This is a genomic window from Pseudoalteromonas sp. 1181_04, from assembly GCF_052850545.1.
The window spans coordinates 23,436-44,559 of the sequence record NZ_VXCS01000012.1; the positions used below are offsets into that span (position 1 = coordinate 23,436).

General features: G+C 40.3%; 13 protein-coding genes. 6 read left to right on the top strand and 7 right to left on the bottom strand.

Annotated elements, in window-relative coordinates; translation table 11 throughout:
• Nucleotides 1-17: 17 nt before the first annotated feature.
• From FW757_RS11355 to FW757_RS11375, 5 genes are all read right to left on the bottom strand, one after another.
• Nucleotides 18-4,766, bottom strand: coding sequence for a PAS domain-containing protein (locus FW757_RS11355; RefSeq protein WP_446441223.1), 4,749 nt, complete (start codon nt 4,764-4,766; stop codon nt 18-20).
• Between the two features lie 108 nt (nt 4,767-4,874).
• Nucleotides 4,875-8,015 carry an efflux RND transporter permease subunit gene (locus tag FW757_RS11360; protein ID WP_446441224.1) on the bottom strand — a complete coding sequence of 1,047 codons (3,141 nt, stop codon included), beginning with the start codon at nt 8,013-8,015 and terminating at the stop codon, nt 4,875-4,877.
• Nucleotides 8,016-8,026: 11 nt separating this feature from the next.
• Entirely contained in the window at nt 8,027-9,247 is a 1,221-nt protein-coding gene (locus FW757_RS11365) for an efflux RND transporter periplasmic adaptor subunit (RefSeq protein WP_446441225.1), read from the bottom strand.
• Complete coding sequence (locus tag FW757_RS11370; protein ID WP_446441226.1) at nt 9,244-10,503, bottom strand: TolC family protein; 1,260 nt, start codon at nt 10,501-10,503, stop codon at nt 9,244-9,246. Before FW757_RS11370 ends, FW757_RS11365 begins: the two co-directional genes overlap by 4 nt.
• Nucleotides 10,504-10,556: 53 nt before the next feature.
• A complete protein-coding gene (locus FW757_RS11375; RefSeq protein ID WP_446441227.1) occupies nt 10,557-10,937 on the bottom strand; it encodes a hypothetical protein in 381 nt (126 codons plus the stop codon).
• A 166-nt stretch (nt 10,938-11,103) separates the two neighbouring features.
• On the opposite strand from FW757_RS11375, the gene FW757_RS11380 reads away from it, so the two are divergent.
• The 6 genes from FW757_RS11380 (at nt 11,104) to bfr (FW757_RS11405) (ending at nt 17,157) form a co-directional block, all read left to right on the top strand.
• Nucleotides 11,104-11,967, top strand: coding sequence for a cation diffusion facilitator family transporter (locus FW757_RS11380; RefSeq protein ID WP_182762249.1), 864 nt, complete (start codon nt 11,104-11,106; stop codon nt 11,965-11,967).
• 112 nt (nt 11,968-12,079) lie between these two features.
• The gene (locus tag FW757_RS11385) at nt 12,080-13,153 is read left to right on the top strand and encodes a PepSY-associated TM helix domain-containing protein (protein WP_446441247.1); all 1,074 of its coding nucleotides are present in this window, start codon (nt 12,080-12,082) and stop codon (nt 13,151-13,153) included.
• 289 nt (nt 13,154-13,442) lie between these two features.
• Entirely contained in the window at nt 13,443-13,724 is a 282-nt protein-coding gene (locus tag FW757_RS11390) for a hypothetical protein (protein ID WP_149980079.1), read from the top strand.
• 123 nt (nt 13,725-13,847) lie between these two features.
• The gene (locus FW757_RS11395) at nt 13,848-15,986 is read left to right on the top strand and encodes a TonB-dependent receptor (protein ID WP_446441228.1); all 2,139 of its coding nucleotides are present in this window, start codon (nt 13,848-13,850) and stop codon (nt 15,984-15,986) included.
• Nucleotides 15,987-16,208: 222 nt separating this feature from the next.
• Nucleotides 16,209-16,682 carry a bacterioferritin gene (gene bfr / locus FW757_RS11400; protein ID WP_149980077.1) on the top strand — a complete coding sequence of 158 codons (474 nt, stop codon included), beginning with the start codon at nt 16,209-16,211 and terminating at the stop codon, nt 16,680-16,682.
• A 10-nt stretch (nt 16,683-16,692) separates the two neighbouring features.
• Complete coding sequence (gene bfr, locus FW757_RS11405; RefSeq protein ID WP_182739583.1) at nt 16,693-17,157, top strand: bacterioferritin; 465 nt, start codon at nt 16,693-16,695, stop codon at nt 17,155-17,157.
• A gap of 95 nt (nt 17,158-17,252) precedes the next feature.
• Here bfr (FW757_RS11405) and FW757_RS11410 read toward each other — a convergent pair whose 3' ends face one another.
• Both FW757_RS11410 and FW757_RS11415 read right to left on the bottom strand, forming a co-directional pair.
• On the bottom strand, nt 17,253-17,447 hold the full coding sequence (locus FW757_RS11410; RefSeq protein WP_145236256.1) for a (2Fe-2S)-binding protein: 195 nt from the start codon (nt 17,445-17,447) through the stop codon (nt 17,253-17,255).
• A gap of 188 nt (nt 17,448-17,635) precedes the next feature.
• On the bottom strand, nt 17,636-21,112 hold the full coding sequence (locus FW757_RS11415) for an ATP-binding protein (protein WP_446441229.1): 3,477 nt from the start codon (nt 21,110-21,112) through the stop codon (nt 17,636-17,638).
• Nucleotides 21,113-21,124: the final 12 nt, after the last annotated feature.

A 21,124-nucleotide genomic window follows, 5' to 3' on the forward strand; every position in this document is an offset into this window, starting at 1 on the left:
ATTTATTACTGCATTGTTTAATACTGATCTAGTTTATCTTTTAATATTTGTAGTTGAATTGGTTTAGCCAAGTAGTCATCCATTCCAGACGCTAAACACAGCTGTTTGTCTTCATCCATTGCATTGGCTGTGAGTGCAATAATTGTGATCTGTTGATGTTTAGCACCCGCCTCACCGGCACGAATTGCGCGAGTAGCGTCAAATCCATCCAGCACCGGCATTTGGCAGTCCATGAGCACTAAATTAAAGTGTTCTGCAGGTACTTTCGCTAAAATATCAAGGGCTTGCTGACCATTCTCCGCTAGCGTTACGGTAAAATTCAGTTTACTTAACATTAGTTTAGATACTTGCTGGTTAATCGGATTGTCTTCAACCAATAAAATATGGCTATTTGCTCTATGCTGATCACTACGCAGTGAGGATATATAACTTGATGTCACTAAAGGTAAATCGGCGCTACCACCATGAGCGATCACCGCCATGGCACTGATCAAATCAGCCGTAGTGATAGGTTTTGGAAAATACGCTTGGAACCCTGCATCGCTAAAACGTTGTACTCCTTCCATGCCAGCAATACTGGTCATCATTACTAATGGCATTGCTTTAAAATCATCATCGGCTTTTAATTTTCGACACAGTGCTAAGCCATCCATTCCTGGCATTTGCATATCCAACACGGCAATATCATACAAATTAAGTTTATCTGCAAGGCGCTTTTTACATAACTGCAAGGCTTGTGCTGCATTACAAGCAAGCTCAACTTTTGCACCCCAATGAGCAAGCTGTTGGCTTATCACAATCCGATTGGTTTCGTTATCATCAACCACCAATATAGTGAGCTTGGTCATATCTATGGTCGGTATACTACGCTCAGTGTCACTTCCCGCCTCTAGCATCACTGTCGCGGTAAACTCACAACCATGCCCTACCTCACTGACTAACGTTACTTCTCCACCCATTAACTCACACAATTGTTTACTAATCGCCAAACCTAATCCAGTGCCGCCATATTCACGCGTAGTCGAGGCATCTACTTGCGAAAATGGGCTGAATAAATCTTCTTGCTTGGTTAGATCAATTCCGATGCCAGAGTCTTTTACACTAATACTGAGCTGATATTGTTGTTCAATAGGAGTTACTGATGCGCGGATCAATACTTCACCTTGCGCAGTAAACTTAACAGCGTTACTCAGTAAATTGGTCAGCACTTGGCGAATACGCCCCGGATCGCCTTTAAATTGCACCGGTGTCACAGCCACTAAATCAATAATGATTTCGATATCTTTATCTTGCGCCGCAAGGGCTTGAGATTCCGCCACCTCTCCGAGTAAATTACAGACATTGAAGTTGATACTTTCTAGCTCGATTTTACCGGCATCAACTTTCGAAAAATCTAAAATATCATTGATCACCGACAATAAAGAATGCGCGCTATTTTTTGCTATCGCGACTTTCGTTCGCACCGGCTTGGTCAACGCTTCAAGTTCGATCAGCTCAAGCATACCCAACACCCCATTCATTGGGGTACGAATTTCATGACTCATGGTTGCTAAAAATTGACTTTTTGCTGTTGCAGCAGCATTGGCTTTGACTAATGCAATTTTCAGCTCTTGGGCGGTTTGCTTACGCCTTTGCGACATTAACACGCTGCCCACTAAGGTCGCTAAAGAGCGTAAATAGGTTTCTTCATTTTGGCTCCAACAGCGATAGCTACCGACACTTTCCGCACAGAGCACTCCTAATATACCCTCACCGGTAGATATAACGGCATCGAGCATCGAATTAATATTTAATGGTGTTGTGTAAGTGTCAATCAATTCGGCGGTTGCAGGATGGCTATTAACATCATTAATTGCCACTAAACCTTGTGCAAATATTGCTTGGTAATAAGCGGGAAATTCACTCGCTTTAAGCACTAAAGGCTGCTCAACAAAACCTTGATCATCGATAAATAAACTCACGCACGTCATTTCATCGCTAGCTTCATCAAACACCCACACTGCTGAGCGTTGCACATCAAGTACATCACACATTGACTGCGTCACTAAATTTTTTACTACATCGAAATTACCTGCCAATAACTCAGGTGAGACGGTTAAACTCGCTAGGTTTTTATTATATTGGTTGGCTTTTTTACTCTCTAATTCGAGATGTTTATAAGTATCAATATTTTGAAATGAACCATACACACGCACGCAACGTTCATTTTTAAATTCAACTTGCCCTATCGACTTAACCCACCTTTCATTGCCTAACGCTGTGACAAGGATTAACTCAATTTCCCAGCTATTACCATTAATAACTGCATCTTCAAACAGTTCGCTAATTTTATCACGATGTTCACCTTGCTTATAAAAATCAAGAGCTTGCCCTATTACTGGCTGGTAGTCGTCAGCGACTTCATGAATTGCTTTGACTTCATCGGACCAATACATTGTCTGTGCTTCTAAATCCACTTCCCAGGCACCAATTTGGCCTTGTTTACTCATTGCTTCAAGTAAACTTTGTTGGCGATAAAGTGTCGATTGAGTATGATAACGCTCGGTTATATCATGAATAAAACCATCTAAATACAATACGTTGCCAGCCTGATCATACACTGCTTGACCTTTTTCATGTACCCAATGAATACAGCCATCAGAAGCGACCAAACGGTATTCTAATGACCATGGCTGACGAGCATCAATATCGACTCTTACTTTCTCAGCCACGCTAGCAACATCATCCGGGTGAATTAATTCAACAAAGCTAAGCTTATGATTATCAACTAAATCCTTTGGTTCATAGCCGGTAATAACTTTTGTTTGTTCACTCAGGTAGAGCATGCTCCATTGGGCATCGTATTTACATCGATACACAATGCCTGGAATATTGCCGACCAGAGACACAAATCGGTCGCGACTCAATTGTAATTGTGCTTCTGTTTCTTTTCGCTCTGTAATATCAAGGTGAGTACCTATCATTCGTTTTGCAGAGCCATCACTATTGCGCTCAACGATACGTCCTGTGGTCAGTACCCACACCCAATGTCCGAGACGATGCAACATACGAACTTCGCAGACATAATAATCGCTCTCACCCGCAAAATGCTGCTCTAAAAGCTGCCCTGAAGTAACAAGATCATCTGGATGAGTATATTTGTTCCATGTATTAAAATCAGTTGGTTGTAGTTCTTCCAATTTATAACCGATAATACTCGCCCAGCGGTTATTAAAGTATGCTTTGCCAGTATCTACATACCAGTCCCAAATCCCTACTGCAGTGCTGTCCAACACTAATTGTAATTGTGTTTTGTGTTGTTCGAGTTCAAATTCTTGTAGTTTTAATGCTGTGATGTCGGTGCGAATAGCGATATAACTTTGGGGCTTGCCCTGTTCATCTAAAAAAGGCGCAACTGTAGTATCGACCCAATAAAAGTCACCATTTTTTGCTCGATTACAGATTTGCGCATGCCATACATTGCCTGCGGTTACGGCTTTATACATGTCCTTAAAAAAATCTTTAGGATGAGTCCCAGAGTTTAAAATACGGTGGTTTTTTCCTAACAATTCACTTTCGCTGTAACCGCTGATCTCACAAAATTTCTTATTAACAAAGGTGATCGTGCCCTTGATATCGGTCACAGCAACAATTGCATGTTCATCAAGTGCACTTTTTTGTTCCGCTAACTGTTTTAAGGCAAGCTGAAGCGCTGTGCTTTGATGCTCTAGCCGTTCTTGCTGTTGTACCTTACTACTGACTAAGTGTTCTAGATCAATCGACAGCTGATGTAATTCACTACTGTCTTCCAGAATAGGAATATTGTTGCGCTCACCTCGGGTTATTTCAGCGCTGGCATTGGCAAGGCTAATGAACGGGCGAGATAAACGTCGTCCAAACCACCACGATAGAATTAAGATCACTAAAAATGCAAAAGCATTAGCAACCACAGCTGCAAACTTATAGTCACTGGCACCTTGCAACATAACGGCTGCAGGCTTTTCAACCAATAGCTGCCAGCCTGTGGCGTTTGCAAAATTCAAGTCCGTTAAAATGGCATAGTGTAATGTGTCATCTATTTTTCGATAAGTAAAAACCTGTTCAGTATTTGCCACATTAGTAAAATAATCAGCTTTTGGTAATACACTCGGGTGCAATTGGGCACCTTTGATTTCACCTGCTTTCACAATAAAGAAAGTTAGTCCCTCATTATTATTATGAATATGTTCTAAATTATCGAGCAAGCCTTGAAAATTTATATTCGCTAATACTATTGCATAAAGTCCGCGTTGCTCGTCTATCATAGGTAACGCCACAAAATGATGTGTTTCAGCCCCCATTGAAGATATAAATACACTTTTTTGCCCTTGCTCAATAGCCGCTAGCATCGCAATTAACTGATCACGATTTAAGGCTGAAAACGCACTGTTATTAACTGGGTTTGGGGTATTTGAGGGGTCGAAGATAATATGAATTTCATTGACAAAATCATATCGATCAACAAACTCATCAATCAGTAGCCGTTTATTTAGCTGGCTATGACTTAGTTGATCATTTAATAGATATAGGTCTTTAATGTGATCTGCAAACCAAATATTCGCAAATTGCTTACCAATACTGCTTAATTCACCAAGTTCAGTTTGGGCGCTTTTTTCAAGGGAGTTGCTTACATGTTGAAGACTAAACCAAGACATTAAAAATAATGGTGCTAGCGCAATGACAATAAAAGTAACAATCAGTTTCGTCCGTATAGATTGGCTTTTATTTTTTAACAGGCCATTCAGCATTGTATTTCCATAATCAACTTTTTATTGTTTTAGAAACTTACTTATATTAATGCACTAAATAGCACAAGACGCAAGTTTATGCGCCTTGTGTAAGGTACTGCAGTAGAGCTAGTTTTTATTCCCATTGACACGGTAAAACTGCTGACTAAATTGAGTGTAGAGTACCGGCAATACAAATAAGGTAAGAAAGGTTGCGGTAAATAATCCGCCAACAATAACCGTTGCTAATGGTTTTTGAATTTCAGCGCCGATCCCTGTTGATATCAACATGGGTATCAAACCAAGCGCTGAGGTTAACGCCGTCATTAGTACGGGTCGCAGCCGAGATAGTGCGCCATTAAATGCTGCGCTTTGTAGACTATCTCCCGCTTTAACACGATTATTAATACTCTCTACCATCACCACGCCGTTAAGCACAGCTACCCCAAACAAGGTAATAAAACCCACAGAGCTTGGCACTGATAAATATTGCCCCGATACGTAAAGTGCAACCACACCACCAATAACTGCTAACGGCACATTGACTAAAATCAGCAATGCTTGGCCTATTGAGCCAAATGCAAAATACAAAAGTAATGCAATCAAAGCCAGCGAAATAGGCACCACGATAGATAAACGTTGCTGCGCCCGTTGTTGGTTTTCAAATTGACCGCCGATATTCACACCATAACCTGCGGGTAAATCAACTTGCTCAGCTATGGCAAGGCGAATATCCGCGACGACTGAGCCCATATCGCGCCCTTGTACATTGGCTTGGATCACTACTCGGCGCTGAACGTCATCACGACGCACTTGTGGCGGACCAGATTCAATATTAACCGTTGCGACATCCCCAACCCTAACCACGGCACCTGTCGGTGATAATAAACGCAGGTCTGCAATGGCTTCTGGGCTGTCACGAAACTCTGCACCAATGCGCACATAAATATCATACCGCTCATTGGCATTAATAATTTGCCCTGCCGCAGTGCCGCCAATGCCATCTTGCACTATCGACATTAAATCCCCCACAGATAAACCATAGCGAGAAAGTGCTAAGCGGTTCGGTTTTATCACTAATTGTGCTTCACCAGCAATTTGTTCCATTGCCACATCTTTAGCGCCAGCAACACCTTTTACAGCTTGCTCAATTTGCTGCCCTTTAGCGACTAACACATCTAAATCAGCACCAAACAGCTTAATCGCTAGTTGCGCTTTCACCCCTGATAGTAGCTCATCCACCCGCGTGGCTATCGGCTGTGAAAAGTTAAACAATAAACCAGGAAACTGCGCTAATTTTTGTTCCATTAACACTTGCAGTTGTGCACGATTAGCAGCTGATTGCCATTCACTCACCGGCTTTAAACCTAAGTAAATTTCAATATTATTAACTGGCTCTGGATCCCCCCCGACTTCTGGGCGACCAATTCGGCTAAGTGCATACTCAACTTCAGGAAAGGCCAATAATATCGCTTCCAACTTAGGAGCGACCATTAATGCTGTATCCAAGCTTGCCGAAGGTGCCAGCGTTACCCGTAAGTTAATAGTGCCTTCTTCAAGCTCTGGCACAAACTCAGTACCTAGTTGCGGCAATAAGATACCAGCAATCACCACTAATATTCCCGCCAGCGAGATCACCGTTTTACGTGCGTTCATTGCCCAGCGTAAACATATTTGATAAGTTTTATCTAACGGCTCAAGTAATACACTGCGCCTAACTGTGACACCTTTAGAAAATAAATACACTGCCATTGCTGGCACGATTACTAGCGCAACAATCACAGCAGAAATAATGGCTAACATGATACTTATAGCCATTGGCTGGAATAATTTAGCTTCTACGCCTTCAAAACTAAACAGCGGCATAAACACGACTAAAATAATTAGTGCAGCAAAAAATACCGGCCTGGCAACTTCTTTAGCCGCCATAGTGATCAATTTAGCCGGTGAGTGATCAGCATGAGTATTGTTAGTTAAGTAACGAAAAATATTTTCCACCATCACCACCGAGCCATCCACCAGCATACCAATTGCCACAGCAATACCACCGAGTGACATCAAATTAGCCGAGAGCCCTAACCACGACATGACACATAAAGCCATACTAATGGAGATTGGTATAGACAATAAAACCAATAATGTGGCGCGTAAATTCATTAAAAATAACGCCAGCACAACCACAATAAATACAAACGCTAATAGCAAGGCATCCACCACAGTATCAACCGCTTTGGTGATCAAATCAGCTTGGTCATATAACGGTTCAAACGTTACTCCCTCTGGTAGTGCTTGATTGATCATCGCAATCCGCGCGCTAATACCATCAATGGTTTGCTTGGTATTTGCACCAATGCGTTTTAATACCACCCCTGTCACCACTTCACCTAATGATTGCACATTACCTTGACCATCTTTTTTACTCATCGTAGCGGCACCTTGGCGAATTTCACTGCCAAGCGTCACCTCTGCCACATCGGCAATGGTGATCACTGTGCCATTGATGGTTTTCAATGGCGTTTGTGCTATTTCTTGCAGCCCTAGTGTGCCGGCATTAAACCAACCTGTTCCACGAATAACTAACTGCTCTTGGCCGCGGTTCATATACCAGCCACCTACATTGGTGTTGTTTTCTTCCAGTGCAGTTACCACTTGTTGTTGTTCGAGCTGATAAGCCAATAACTTATTTGGGTTAAGATTTACTTGGTATTGACGCACATCACCACCGAACGACAGTACTTCGGTAACCCCATCAACAGGTAGAATAAGCAATTTGACAATCCAATCGTTTAAGCTGCGCAGCGCCATACTATCCAAGCCAGACTCAGGTGATGCCGCTAATAAGTATTGGTAAACCTGCCCGAGCCCTGACGTATTCGGGCCCATTTCTGGCAAGCCAATCCCGTCCGGGATCAGTTCTTTCGCTGCTTGCAAACGCTCAAATACCAGTTGGCGGGCAAAATAGATATCCACCCCTTCTTTAAAAACCACGGTAACACCAGAAAGCCCCGTTTTAGAAATCGAACGAACTTGCTCTACATCAGGTAATGCATACATGACCGCTTCAATTGGGTAAGTGATCAGTTGCTCAACTTCAACGGCAGCCAAACCTGGTGCTTCGGTATTAACAGCCACTTGCACATTGGTAACATCTGGAAAAGCGTCAAGGTTGAGTTTTGGGATCACCACAACACTGGTGACAATGAATACACAAAGAGTCAGCAAAACCAGTAGTCGATTAGCAATCGCACTATCTATTATTTTATTAAACATAGTGTTAGCTCCTAATGGTTGTGCGGATCAAAACCGCCTTTAGCTTGTTCTGATGCGACAAAAAATGCTCCTTGAGTAACGACTTTAGTGCCCTCAGCCAATCCTTTAATTTCACGAAGCTGACCAAACCGCCGGCCACGTTCAATTTCAGTTGCTATAAGTTCACCGTCTTCATCTTGCACATATACCGCCCAATCACCATCTGGGTTCCTAAGTAGAGCTTGCTCTGGTACTGCCAACACTTGTTGCTCAGTTGAAAATTCAAAATACACGTCACTAAACATCCCTGGGTGTAATTGATGCTGGCTGTTTTGTACACTTAAACGCACAATCCGTGAACGAGTGATCTGATCTATAGTGTGTGCTTCTTGGATCACCTTGGCTGGGTATGTGAATTGATTCACTTTCACTTGCGCTATTCTCCCTGTATCAATATTAATGGTTTGATTTGCTGACAATTGCGCTTCAACCCACAGTAGACTTTCATCAGCAATCAGCATCAGTTCAATTCCCGCATCGACCCGCTGCCCTTGTGCAAAATTATCACTGAGCACAGCCCCTGACGTACCAGCAAATAATGTGTACTCCCCCAGTTTATCGGCTGGGCTGACCGCACTTTGCGCAATTGCTTTAGCCGATAAACCAAACGCCACAAGTTGACTGTGAGCCACTTCATATTCGGCCTTGGCTGTGAGTAAGCGTTTTTCGCTCACCGTACCTTTGCCCATTTTTTGCACCCGCTGCCACTGTGCTTTAGCTAATCGATAAGTGGTTTGTGCACTGGCGACCTCGGCACTAAATAAAGTCACTAACGGTGCGCCTACTTGAATATGTTGTCCTAAGGTTGCGTGACGTTTCACCACAATTGAATCTACCCGTGGCGACAACACATAACTGCTATAACCATTAGCTTTGATTTCACCAGGGGCATACAACTGCGCTTGATAAGTGCGCTTCACTAATGGGCTGATCTGCACATTTGCTAAACGCATTTGTGTCGGGGTTAAACGTACCCCGCCGGCTTGATCATGTTCAACATTCTCACTCTGTTGTACTGCTGTGGTAGCACTATGATCAAGGGCTGCATCTGGTGTATGAGCGTGCGGTGCTTCTTCACTGTGTTGATGACCTGTTTTTGTATCATCAAACTTTTGTTGTGCAACAGTGGTTGCCTGCCCTAAATTGCTAAAAATAAATAGCAGAGCAGAAAGAATAATTTTTAAGCGCGTCATAGTGCAGCTCCATCAGTTAGGGGATCCGTAAAGGTAGAAATATAATGGCTAAGTTGACCACTTTGCGTTAACCAATTCACACTCGCCAGTTGGCTTTGCTGAACAATTTCAATGCCAGCAAGTAATCCTGAAATACGCTGTTGGCGCATGGTTAGGTACTCAGCGGTACTTATATCACCGTTTTGCCATTGTTGCTCTATCAACGTAAGGCTGCTATCTGCATTTGCTTGGTTAATCGACTGCCAACGCTTAACGCGCTGAGCGTACGCTTGCATCACCTCTTTACTGGCTTGCGCTTGAAACGTCATAGTGCGCTTTAAAGCTTGATATTCGGCTTCTTTTGACATCACCATAAATTCTGCAGCTTGGTATTCATCGCTAAAATTATTCACTATATTCAGCGGCATAGAAAAACTCACAGAGACAAGGTTATCATCACCATTTTTACCTGCTACAAGCCCAATGGTTGGTTTGACGGCTCGCTCTGCTTTGATCACCTTTACTTGCTGACGCTGTTGTTGCCATTGTGATTTCACCAGCAAAAGTTGTGGATGTTGGACCACATTTTCAGTATCTGTAGTGAGTTTAATACCACTGAGTAACTGTTCAGGTGTCAGCTGTCCATCTTCGTGCCACGTTGGCAACAGTGCCTGCACAGCTAATTTAGCATCTGCATAAGCACTGGCTTGTTGGGCGGTTTGATTCAAAATTTCTGATAGTGAGTACAATGCTAATTGTTCATCCAGCAACCCGACTTCTCCGGCCGCTCGACGGCGCTTAACCACGGTAACTAAACGCTCTAATTGCTGCTCTTGCTGTTGCGCTAACTGAAAAGCTGCTTTACTACTGCGCCAATTGATAAGCGCAATCAGGATTTGTTCAACTAATTGTAAATACGTTAATTGCAAACGCTGCTGCTGTGCAACCAGTGTAAGTAGCGCCGCACTGTGTTGTGCCTGTTGTTGATCATTAATATCAAATGTTTGGCTCAGCCCAATACTAAAATTATTAGCATCGCCTTCTTTTTCAATACTCGACTCAAGGTTTGGATTATATAGAGATTGCCCTGCGGCTCGCACAGATGCAGTGGCACTTTGCAGCTGCTGAAAATCAGCCTGTAAATTTGGGTGTTGTTTTAATTGCAACAACAACCAGGTTAAATCGCCGGTATTATGCGTTGGCGCAGCCAATGCGGGTGGTGCAGCTAATACAGTCGCACACAGACAAGCAAACCCAAATGGTTTGTATAAATTCATAACATATACTCTTACTAAATAAATCGGTGACCATGATGTTGGCCAGCTAAAAATTAACTTAGTGAGTGAGTAATTGGAGGGCGTAGATCAGGAATAAGCAGACGCGAATTAAATGCAGGGGCGTTCAAACTAATAATGTCGTAGCTTGGTAAATTGACATACTGCTGCCACGGCTCAGTAAAAAATGCGGGGATATGACATACATGACAATGCGCATCATCGGCGTTATCAGCTAAGGCTTGGCTTAATTGCTGATGTTGCAGTTGATGAATATCATGATCGTTATTGACAGAGCAGTGTTCGTCTAATTGACTTTGTTGATGTAATAATTGCGAAGTTACATTAATAGCAGTGTTATGATCAGCCACGTCAAAACTATCCAGCACAGGCTGAAGTAGTACAAACGCTAAAACTAACAACACTATTTGCTTCAAGCAATATATCCTTTGAACGATTTCCAAGCTAACTTAACACATCTTTTCGTTACTGAGAAGTGCTTAACCGCTCGCGACAGATGCCAACTTTATGCCGCTGGCTAATTCAGCAATGCTCATTTAGTATTGTAGTATCAATATAATAACAACTTAGGCAATACTGAATATGGCTCATCAACATTCTCATAGTCATCACAATGACGACCAAAGTGATCGCCAGCTAGGCTTCGCTGTTTTTATCAATGTGCTACTTACTATTGCCCAAGTTGTTGGCGGTCTCATCTCTGGCAGTCTGTCTTTAATTGCCGATGCACTGCATAATCTCAGTGATGCAGCGGCTATTTTTATCGCATTAATCGCCCGTAGAATTGGTAATAAACCCGCTAACGAGCACTATCATTTTGGTTATAAACGTGCAGAAATTTTAGCCACATTGTTAAACAGCAGCACCTTAATCATTATTGGTGGATTTTTAATACTAGAAGCCATTGACAGCTATTTTAACCCAACCCCAATCGATGGCTGGATTGTAGTGTGGGTGGCAGCATTAGCACTAGTAATTGATGTTGCGACGGCGGTGTTGACCTTTCGTGCGGGGGCAAAAAATAGCATGAATATTCGCGCTGCATTTATTCATAATGTGTCTGATGCTATGGCCTCGATCGTGGTAATTGTGGCTGGTACCTTAATTATTCTCTATCAATGGTATATTGTTGATTTGATTGCCACAGTATTCATTTCGGCATATGTAATTTATCACGGGGTATTACTACTGATTGAAAGTTGCAAAATTCTTATGCAAGCTGCGCCCAATAACTTTAATCGTGAAGCAATCACTAATGCGTTACAAAAGCACTTTACAATTAGCCAAGTACTCAGCATTAAAGCCTGGCAAATTGATGAGAAAACGACCTGTTGTGAACTGGTGATCATAGCTACTCAGCCACTTGATATTGACGCAATTAAAGACTATTTACACCATGAATTTGCTATTGAGCAATGTATTATTGAATATAAACAGCCACAATAACAAACCATGATGCGAGCTCATAATCGCATTTAATCGTATTTTTATTGAAAACAGCTCGCGTTCTCATTTATCATCGCATCTTTATTTTTATAAATATCATAGGATATCTGTGTTGTTAAAGCTGTGGTTACGCCGTACTCATTTAATACTGACATTAGTTAGTGGGCTGTTTTTGATCTGTTTAAGCATCACCGGCGCTATTTTAATTTACGCAAAAGACATTCAGCAAATCATTAATCCGCAATATTGGACAGTAACCCCGCAATCAACACCACTGGCCTATCCGGTGCTTATCAATACGCTGGCTGTTCACTCCAAACAAAATGTCACTTTACTTATGCCAGAGCAGCAGCCCACTGTTGCATGGCAAGCCCAGCTTGCTGATAATAACTATATCAGCGTTAACCCATATACCGGACAAGTACTGCTCAAATATGATTATTACAGTACAGTGTATGGCTTTACCATGGCCGTTCATCGTTGGCTATTATACCAAGATGCAGATGGCAAAAAGCCGCTGCGCAATTGGGTCTCTATCTGTGCGTTAATTTTTATTATCAATATATTCGTTGGCGTATACATGTGGCTTAAACCTAAAAATCGTCTAAAACGTTTAGTAATAAAACCCAAGGCTAAATTACGTATTTTGCTTTACCAACTCCATACAGTGATTGGTATGTATCTGTTTATCCCTCTTATTTTAATTGCCTTTACTGGTATGGCATTTCACTGGAAAGACGAGACCAAAGCAGTGCTTGAGTTTGTAACACAAAATAATGTAGAGGCACGCCCTAAAGCGCCGAAACTCGAGGTGCCAAATATAATCAATGGCGATAACTTTGCAGTGGCTATACAAAACGCATTAGCCGTATTTCCTGAGGCTGAATTATTTCGTATCTATTTGCCTAAAAAAGCCAGCGACCCAGTTGCACTTAGAGTAAGAAATCCTGATGAAAGTCATGCTTATAGTTGGGTATGGGCCGATCAATACACCGGTCAAGTACTGCAATCTTACGATGCCTCAAAAGCCAACCTCACAACTCGCGCGTGGAACTTTAAATATAAATTTCATATTGGCGATTTTGCCGGCTTTCTGGTGCAAATTTTATGGCTATTGGTTGCACTACTGCCTGCTTTTTTTACTATCAGCGGGGGTTACTTTTGGTATAAACGCCATTATAGATAACTCAGCATTATAACGTTTTAATAAATCAGCTCGCACTGGTGATGTTGAACAATAACTTTAAGTTCACACCACCAGTAACACTGTCAGATCAACTCATGCCACCCTTACCTTTCAAATAACTGCCGTTCCTGACTCGATGTAAATGTACTTTTTGCCTTGTGGCAACTCATACTTTAAACAAGTGACGTTGCTTTATTTTTCCTATTTTAGCTCCTAAAATTAATCGTACCAATTACATGGAATTAATCACTTATTAGCGCATCAGGAAAAAAGCTTAAGGACGAGAGCTATGAAAAGTGTTCTATTATTATTTATAATCAACCACCTGTGTTTTTTTATAGCAGCCGAGTTTTTTACTGGCACCTTGAGCAAACTATCAGGTAATAGCTTTCTCTCAGTGATAGGAATCATTTATGCCTTTGTGGGTTTTCCACTCCAGCTACTTATTGAGCTACTACTGCTTATTGGTTTTTGTTATCAACTTTTTAATGTCGGAAAATATCAAGCAAGTGCGCCGCTTTGGTTGGCATTTTTTGCAAGCATAATGCTGATGTTTAACTTTTTTGAATAGCAAAAAAAACAAAATGCAATTGATAATAACTATCAATACCCTTGCCTTTACACTTCTTTACACTTATTATTGCGCCAATAAAAACAGCAATATCTCATAATTACATAGTCGTAAAGGATCTTCATGTTTAAAACCTCTTTCACTTTATTAGCCCTCGCTGTAAGCACTGCCACTTTTGCCGATGAAGCAATCAATAAAAACCAATTAACCGATGCACAAATGGAGCGTGTGGTTGTCTCTGGTAGCCGTGTTTTTGAAAGCATTGATGAGGTTCCCGCATCAATTACTATTATCAATCAACAGCAAATCGAAGAGCATTTAAAAGTAAATCCAGAGCTACAAAGCTTACTTGCGCAAATGGTGCCGGGCCTTGCTCCTGATACAGGTAGTTCGAGTAATACCGGGCAAACGCTGCGTGGTCGTGCACCACTTATAATGATTGACGGCGTGCCGCAATCAACCCCACTGCGTAATGGCTCTTTAGGTATAAAGAGCCTCGACCCAAGTGCCATCGGCCGCATTGAGGTGATCAAAGGTGCCACCTCTATTTACGGTAACGGTGCATCAGGCGGTATTATTAATTACATCACTAAACAAGCAAAAAGTGATGGTAAAACCGAAGGTGAAATAAGTTTATCGAGTCGCTTTAGTGCGGTAAAACTTGAGGAAAGTGCCGGTGCAAGGCTATCAGCAGCCATTAATGGCCGTGCTGACAAATTTAGCTATTTAGTTACTGCCAGCTATGAAGAAAATGGCGTACAACGTGATGCCCAGGGTGACATACTCGGTTTACAATATGGTTTATCCGACGCAGTTACACAAAACTACTTTACTAAATTGGGCTATGATTTTGATGACGAAAAACAGCTACAGTTTAGTTATAACTACTTCAGTTCGCAGCAAAAAACAGACCTAGGCGATGTTGCTGGCGATATCAGCTTAGGCGAAAAAACCTACGCAATCCATGTACCATCTGAATTACAAAAACAAGGTAAACCACAAGGCCCCGAAGGCAACGAAAATATCACCCTAAAGTACATAGACTACGCGCTATTTGATAACACCCAAATGACCTTAGATCTTTATATGCAAGATATAGAAAACGTGTTTTTCTTCTCCCCCAATCTTGCTAATCAAGACGAAAATTATGACGGCGGCCAGTCAATTATCAGATCAGAGAAAAAAGGCGCACGGGCAACATTTAATACCCAAATAGATTTTGATTCTATCGAAGCCTCATTTATTTATGGTATCGATGCATTAACCGATGTGACTTCGCAGCCACTTGTTGATGGCCGTATCTGGGTTCCAGAGATGGATATGCAAAGTGTTGCTGGCTTTTTACAAACCAAATGGGTGATTGCTGATGACCTTATTGTCAAAGCCGGTGTTCGCAAAGAAAGCATTGATTTAACGGTAGACGATTACCGCACACTTAAACTATGTAAAACGCCAACTCAGTGCTCAGTACCTATTAACGTTAAAGGCGACACTATAGATTACGATGCGACAACCTATAATGTTGGTATTAAGTACAACCTTGATGAAAAATTCAGCCCATTTTTAAGCTACTCACAAGGCTCCGATATTTCAGATATTGGCCGTTTGTTGCGTGCTGCCACGGTAAACGATATTGGACAGATCCAAACGCAAGCCTCGATCATCGACAACTATGAAATTGGTTTTAATTCACAATTTGATAATGTACGTATTGAAGTTGCCGCCTATCGTAGTACCTCTGAACTTGGCACAACCAATAAATTTAATGAAGTGACCGGCGTATATGAACCAGTGCGAGCACCACAGGAAATTTGGGGCTACGAAACACTGGTAGATTATACAATTTCTGCAAACCTAAAATTACTGGCAACGTATAGCTATGTTGAAGGTAAAAACACCGAAGCAGATGTTTATTTAGGTTCTAAACAGATCAGCCCACCAAAAGCGACAGCTAACCTAAACTGGCAACCTAGTGATGCTATGTCACTAACATTAAGTTACCTGTATGTCGGCGATAGAAAACGCTTTGCAGCAAATGACGATGGCAAATATGTGGGCGATCAGGGCCCTGTCGAAAATTATAATATTTTTAACTTAACTGGCCAATACCAATTTGCTGATAACTGGCAAGGGTTTGCAGGTATCGAGAACTTATTTAACGAAGATTACTTTCCAGCCCGTGCTCAGTCATATACATTCGGCGGCTACAACATCAAAGGTTTAGGAACAACAGCAACTGTTGGCGTTAAATATAAATTTTAAGCATCATTAAACTCGTTCATTGCGCGGTGCAATGAACGAGCCTTTCTTAATTTCATCTTTAACCTTAAATATAAATAGCAATCTGTTCACAAAGCAACCAACAATGCAAACTTAAACGAGAATCACACGCAATATTAACCATATGATTTAAAAGGAAAATACTTGCAATTTTGTGATTTTACACTAAACTTGTCGCAATTATGAATTTCAAGGTAGGCCGTTATGAAAGGTAATCAAAAAGTTATCGACAGCTTTAACACATTGCTTGCAAATGAACTTGCAGCAATCGATCAATATTTTATCCACTCACGTATGTACGATGATTGGGGTTTAGATAAACTTTATGTACGCCTTAATCATGAAATGGAAGAAGAAAAAGATCACGCTGATTGGTTAATTAAGCGTATTTTATTCCTCGAAGGCGTACCAAACATGACCAAACGCCGTGACCTTATTATTGGTCATGATGTTAAATCAATGATGCAAAATGACTTAACCCTAGAGCTTGAAGTCGTTGAATGTGTTAAAGAAGTAATTGCAGTCTGTGAGCAAGAAAAAGACTATCAGTCACGTGAGATCCTTGAAAAGCTATTATTCGATACCGAAGAAGATCACGTTTACTGGCTTGAACAACAACTTGGTTTGATTGATAAAATTGGTAGCCAAAACTATCACCAATCACAAATGGGCGAATAGGAGCTAAATTATGAAAGGCGATAAAGACGTTCTTGTTGCATTAAATAAAATACTGGCAAATGAATTAGTTGCCATTAATCAATACTTTTTGCATGCCCGTATGTTTAAAGATTTTGGTTTTAGCGTATTAGACAAAGCTGATTACAAAACCTCGATTCAAAAAATGAAAAACGCTGACCGTTTAATTGAGCGTATTTTATTTTTAGAAGGCCTACCTAATCTTCAAGATCTTGGCCGTTTACGCATTGGCGAAAACAGCGAAGAAATGATTGCTTGCAACATGAGTTTTGAACTAGATTCATTGGTTGATCTAAAAGATGCGATCAAACTTGCTGAAAGTAAAAAAGATTATATTAGCCGCGAAGCGCTCGATAACATTTTATCTGAGCAAGAAGAGCAAATTGACTGGCTAGAAACGCAACAACAGTTAATTAAAAGCACCGGTATTGAAAACTACCTGCAGTCGCAAATGTAACGTTTGGTTAATATCAAAAAAAGCAGCTTAGGCTGCTTTTTTAGTTTTTATAATACAAATAAATGTCACTGAGATTAAATAATTACCAGCAATAGCTACGCCACTTGCTCAGTAATATCAGCGATTTGGATAAGTTTACGGTTGAGGATCTTTTTAGTACAGCCGCAGCATTTGCCGCACTGGCTACCGACTTTAAGCTCTTTAGAAAGCTCGCGCATTGTAGTCGCACCTTCGTCGATTGTTTGTTCAATTTTTTTATCTGTCACACCGTGACATAAACAGATATACATGAATACAAACCACTCTCAATTACATTCGAGCTTGTATATTAATCTAAACGTAAACAGTTCGCAATTAATAATCGCATAAAATTGAGAATTATTTTTATTTGCTTAATTTCATATAGTTTTAGATGATCACCGCAATCCGGTTAAAACTTAAGAGGCTGATATGTGCCACTTCATGAAATAACTCATATCTAACTGTTATTTTCTTCTAGCCACTCATTCATGTCATTCAATAACGCAGGAAGCAGCTTTTCCAGAAGTGAAAACTCTTTTTCAATATCTAGTTGCCCCTTGCTTGCTTGTAATTCAATCTCTGCAAACAAACTTCTTAACCTGTCGGCGCTTATCTCACCACATAAACCTTTAAGAGAATGCGCAACTTGACGAACTTGTTCATAATTATGATCATCGACAAATTCTGTTAGTTGGTTAAATTTTTCAGGTGCTGTTTTAATAAACATAGTACAAATTTTAATAAGCAAAGCTTCTTTGTTAAGTAAACGAGAAAGTGCAGCACCATGATCCCATAACACTTCTTTTTCAGCCAAAATTTCAGTGACAGAGTGTTCATTTTTTTCGTAATTAGATAATGTCCACTCTATTACTTTAGCTTGCGCCTCATTTGCTTGAATAGGCTTACTAATATAGTCGTTCATGCCAACCGATAAACACTTTTCTTTTTCGCCCATCATGGCGTTAGCTGTCATAGCAATAATAGGTATATTTATAAACTCATTACCGGCATCTCCTGCACGAATTTTCTCACAAGCTTGGTAACCATTTAAGATAGGCATTTGACAATCCATCAAAATACAACGTATTGGCTTGCCTTCTATGCGGCTAAGCTTTAGTGCTTCAATTGCTTGTTCACCGTTAATTGCTGTTTTTACATAAATAGGTAAAAATTCTAGTGCTCCAACTGCTACTGCGATATTTATCTCATTATCATCAACAATTAATATACTCCCCCCATCAATTTGATCTAAAGTTCGTACTGGTATATTACTGTTTTCGCTTGCTTCTACACTAAGCAACTGCAATTGTTCAACCTTACTCAGAGTTAATCCAATAGCTCTTAGTAAATCACTTTGTGTGAATGGTTTACTAATTGTCGTGACCTTACTTGAAATACCTTTAGTTAATGGCAATCCGGGTTTATGTAACACAACAATTTTAAGGTTTGATTTATGGTGTATGAAATCATCAATTATTTGTTCTAACTCACCACTTTTATTGTCTTCTGCATCTAAGAAAATAATGTCATAGGGTTCAGCAGTTATATCGGCTAAATCTTCAAAATTTGAGAGTTCTACCTCGCCCCCTTCATGACGAATTAACTCTCCTAGTAGCTCTTGTGATTCTTTATTATTATTAATAACTAAGACTTTTTTAGACAAATAATGCTTGTTCTGTGGTGTATTCACACTACTTTCACTATCAATTATTATATCAAAACTGAACGTACTGCCCTTATGTGGGACCGAACTGACTTTTATATCCCCCCCCATCATCAGGCATAACTCTTTGCATATTGATAATCCAAGTCCCGTACCGCCAGACTCAGCGTTTATAGTGCTATCGACTTGATTAAATGCTTTAAACAGGTGTTTCTGGGCACGATATTCAATGCCTTCGCCGGTGTCTTGAACGCTAATAATTAATTTGTGTTTTTGATCCTCAATCTTTTCTGATTCAACTTTGATCTTTATGAAACCACGCTCTGTAAATTTAATCGCATTATTAATTAAATTATTGATTATTTGGGTTAACCTTAATGGGTCTGATACAGCTCGCTGGCAATTTAAACCTCGTGTATCAAGATAAACCTCAAGCTCTTTATCAAAGGCCATTATGGAGCACGATTCAACTAAGCATTCAATCAAATATTTAGGATTAAATGTTCTAAAATTTAATTCAAGTTTACCCGCTTCAATCTTAGACAAATCCAATATATCGTTTATCAACAAGTTTAAATTAGTGGCACTTAACTCCATCAGACTAATCAACCTACGTGATTTTTCTGGTAATTCTTCACGCTTTAAAATATTTAATGTTCCAATCACACCATTAAGTGGGGTTCTTAGTTCATGGCTGATATTAGAAATATATGCGCTTTTAATATCACTATTTATGACAGCCTGCTCTTTCGCTTCAGCAAGGTCTTTCGTTCTGTTTCTAACTTTTGACTCAAGCTCTGAGTTCAAACGTTTTACCTTAACTTCGGCCGCTTTTTCTTTACTAATATCCCTAATAATAAGTGCAAGGCCATTGAGTGCAAACTGCTCAGAAAATACCGGGCTTACAGAAATAGCAAAAAAGTAAGATTGCCCATTTACCTCTACGGACCGTTCATCTTTGATTTGTGATTTCGAGTTTTCCAAATCAGCAATATACTTATCTATCGGCAGCTGTTGGAGTAATATCAATTCATTAGTATGCATACCTATAGATAAAGATTTAGACGTTGATAATAATCGCTCTGCACTAAAGTTAAGGCTGGTTAGTTCACTTTGAAGATTTAATCCAACAATGGCATCAATTGAACCATCGACAATGGCTGATGACTCTCTACGTGCTTCAGCTAGCACCTGGCTTTTGGTTGCATTTCGATAAAAAGTAATAAGCAGTATTTCAGTAAAAAAGATGATTACCAATAAAAACCCATAAGTCAAAAGCCGTTTATCACTAATCATATTATCGATATACAGCTTTGGAACGACAGTACTTAAATCAATATAACTAAACTTTTTCCCTGGTCGCATTTGAACTGTATCGGAAAACATATAGTATTGTTCGCCCACTTTTTGCTTCGAATCCACACGATAAAGTCCTTGATATTGGATCGACTGCTCATATAGCGTATCCCATGTGATGTTCGGTGCTAAATCTCTTGTAAATCGATACTTTTCGATAGGGTGATATAAAAAGTCGCCTTCAGAGCTGCTAATTATAAGCTGAGAATAGTCAAACACTGTGGTTGTTAATTTTTCAATTAAGGTATTTGCGCTAACGTTCATAATTAAGAAAGCAAAACGCTTACCTTCTTCACTGTAAATAGGGATAGAAAACCGTAACATCGGCTTATATGGAAATGTCACTTCTCCAAACTCGCGATTCAACGACATAGGCGATAAATATATTTGCTTAGCTTCAAGCTGCGAACTCGGTAAAAAATACAGCTCCCCACTTTTGGGTTGTAACGAATAATCGGGTACAGCCTCAACTGAAGCACCTCGGCGCTGCACACGAATAAGCTCTTCTCCTGTTGCGGTAACGGCAATAACACGCAATTGCTCAATATTTAAATTATTTTCCATAAAGCCAATAAAGATAGTTTCTAATCGCTCTTTCCACTGTTTATAAGTGGTTCCATCATATGGGTCTATACCATTATTATAATGGGCTCTTGGTAACCCTGAAATCGGCGGTGTAGAGTGTAAAAAACTAATATCTGATTTTGATCGAGATATAAATGAAGTCACCACCTCCCTTAATCGCTGATTTGTTGTTGAAAACTCGCTGTCTATTTGCGTTAACACATCTTTTTTTACATGCGTTTCAAATAGTAAAACCGCCAAAACCAACAACAGACCAAAAAAGAACGTGATCCACCTAAGAAACGTCTTTGAAGATACAACTGACTTATTTGCTTTCATGGAAATATTCATCTTTAGCCCTTT